General features: G+C 73.4%; 3 protein-coding genes. 2 read left to right on the top strand and 1 reads right to left on the bottom strand.

The window, feature by feature from the left end:
* Positions 1-530: MFS transporter (locus tag FJ108_18470; GenBank protein MBM4337878.1), on the bottom strand; the 530-nt coding region annotated here is incomplete at its 3' end.
* A 6-nt stretch (positions 531-536) separates the two neighbouring features.
* Here FJ108_18470 and FJ108_18475 point away from each other — a divergent pair.
* Positions 537-1,724, top strand: coding sequence for an amidohydrolase family protein (locus FJ108_18475; protein MBM4337879.1), 1,188 nt, complete (start codon positions 537-539; stop codon positions 1,722-1,724).
* Positions 1,721-2,065, top strand: a 345-nt coding sequence (locus tag FJ108_18480) for an enoyl-CoA hydratase/isomerase family protein (protein MBM4337880.1), incomplete at its 3' end; no start/stop codon positions are given. The genes FJ108_18475 and FJ108_18480, both read left to right, overlap by 4 nt.

Raw genomic sequence — 2,065 nt, forward strand, 5'->3', positions numbered from 1 at the left:
CCGGCCGCGTTCGCGAGCCACTCCGCGGCGGCCGGAGCGAGCGCGTTGGTCGAGACCATCATCGCGCCGAAGATCCCGAGCGCCTGGCCGAGCTTGCGGGGCGGGGCCAGGTCTGCGGCCAGGGTCGAGGCGGCGACGAAGAAGAGCGTGAAGGCGAAGCCGTGCAGCACGCGCAGGAACACCAGCCACGGCCCGAGCGCGTCGACGCGCAGAAAGCCCAGGCTCGTGAGCGTCATCAGCGCCGCTCCGCCGTAGGCGAGCGGAAGCCGCCCGCGGCGGTCGATCCAGACTCCGACGAACCCGACCAGCGCGACGTTGGCGAACCAGGTGAGCGAGGAGATCCCGCCGATCTCCGATGGGTTCGCGCCGAGCTCGAGCTCCAGGTACTTCGGCAGCAGGAAGTACGCGGAGTGCGCCAGCCCGAAGGCGAGCGTCGCGGCGAGCAGCGCCGCGAACCCGCAATCGAGCACGGGCGGGTCGTCGGGCTCGCTCGTGGTCTCGGCGGTCGGCACCGGGCACCGTGATAGCATTCCCGCGTGGCGCTTGCGCTCTCGGGCCTGCGCATCTGGGACGGCACGAGCGCAGAGCTCGGGCCCGGGCGCGCCACGCTGCGCATCGAGGGCGAGCGGATCGCGGCCGTCGGCAGCGATGTGCGACCGGAGCCGGGCGACGAGGCGATCGCGCTCGACGGCGCGGTCGCACTGCCGGGCCTGATCGACGCGCACGTGCACATGACGCTCGACCCTGCGATCCGCTCCCCCGCGGAGCAGCTCGAGATCGGAGAGGAGGCCGCGTTCTCGGCCATGGCCACGCGAGCGCGCGACATGCTCGCGGTGGGAATCACGACCGCGCGCGATCTCGGCGGCGGCGCGCACCGCGAGCTCGCGCTTCGCGATCGCATCGCGAGCTTCGAGATCCCCGGCCCGCGGCTGCTCTGCGCCGGGCAGCCCGTGACCTCGCCGCAGGGGCACTGCTGGTTCTGGGGCGGCGAGGCGCGCGGCGCGGCTGAAATCCGCGGCGTCGTGCGCCGCCAGGTCGAGCGCGGCGCGGACCTGATCAAGGTGATGGCGACGGGCGGCGTGCTCACCGCGGGAACGAACCCGTCGGACGCGCAGTTCGAGTCGCACGAGCTCGACGCCGTCGTCGCCGAGGCGCGGCTGCACGGCCGGCACGTCGCCGCGCACTGCCACGGCACGTCGGGAATCGAGCGCGCGGCGCGCGCGGGCGTGCGCACGATCGAGCACTGCTCGTTCATGGGCGAGCCGGGTGCGAGCGCACCGCCTTCGCCGGAGCTCGTGTCGCTGATCGCACGCGCCGGCTCGTTCGTCTCGCCCACGATCAACACCGGCTTTGCGCGCTTCTTCGCCGAGGACGGCACGCCCGGTAAGTTCGCCACCCGGATCGGTCAGGCCTACACGGCGCTGCGTCGCGCGGGCGTTCCGTTCATTGCCTCGACCGACGCGGGAATTCCCAACGTCGCGCACCACCGGCTGCCCGAGGCGCTCGCGCTCTTTGCGCGCGTGGCGGGGCTGCGGCCGGTCGAGGCGCTTCGCGCCGCGACGTCCGACGCCGCGCGCGCGCTCGGCCTGGAAGGCGTGACCGGGGCGCTGCGCGCGGGGCTCTGCGCGGACGTGCTGGTCGTCGACGGAAATCCCCTCGAGGACCTCTCGGCGCTGCTCCGCCCGATCCTGGTCGTGGCGCGAGGGCGTAGACTCCCGGCATGACCCAGTACGAGACGCTGCGCTACGAGGTGAACGACGGCATCGCGACGCTCACGCTCGCGCGACCCGAGCGCCTGAACGCGATGACGAACGCGATGGTGGTCGAGGCGCACGACGCGCTCTCGCTGGCGGCGGCGGACTCACGCCTGCGCGTGCTGGTGCTGACCGGAGAGGGGCGCGGCTTCTGTCCGGGCGCCGACCTGCAGCACTTCACCGATCCGAGCCGCGGACGGGATGCGGTGCTCGAAGCGCGCCACTTCCGCATCTGCACGCTCCTGCACGAGATGCCCGCCGTCACGATCGCGGCCGTGAACGGCGCCTGCGCGGGCGCGGGAATGGGCTGG

Source organism: Deltaproteobacteria bacterium, assembly GCA_016875225.1.
Taxonomy (GTDB): Bacteria; Myxococcota_A; UBA9160; order SZUA-336; family SZUA-336; genus VGRW01.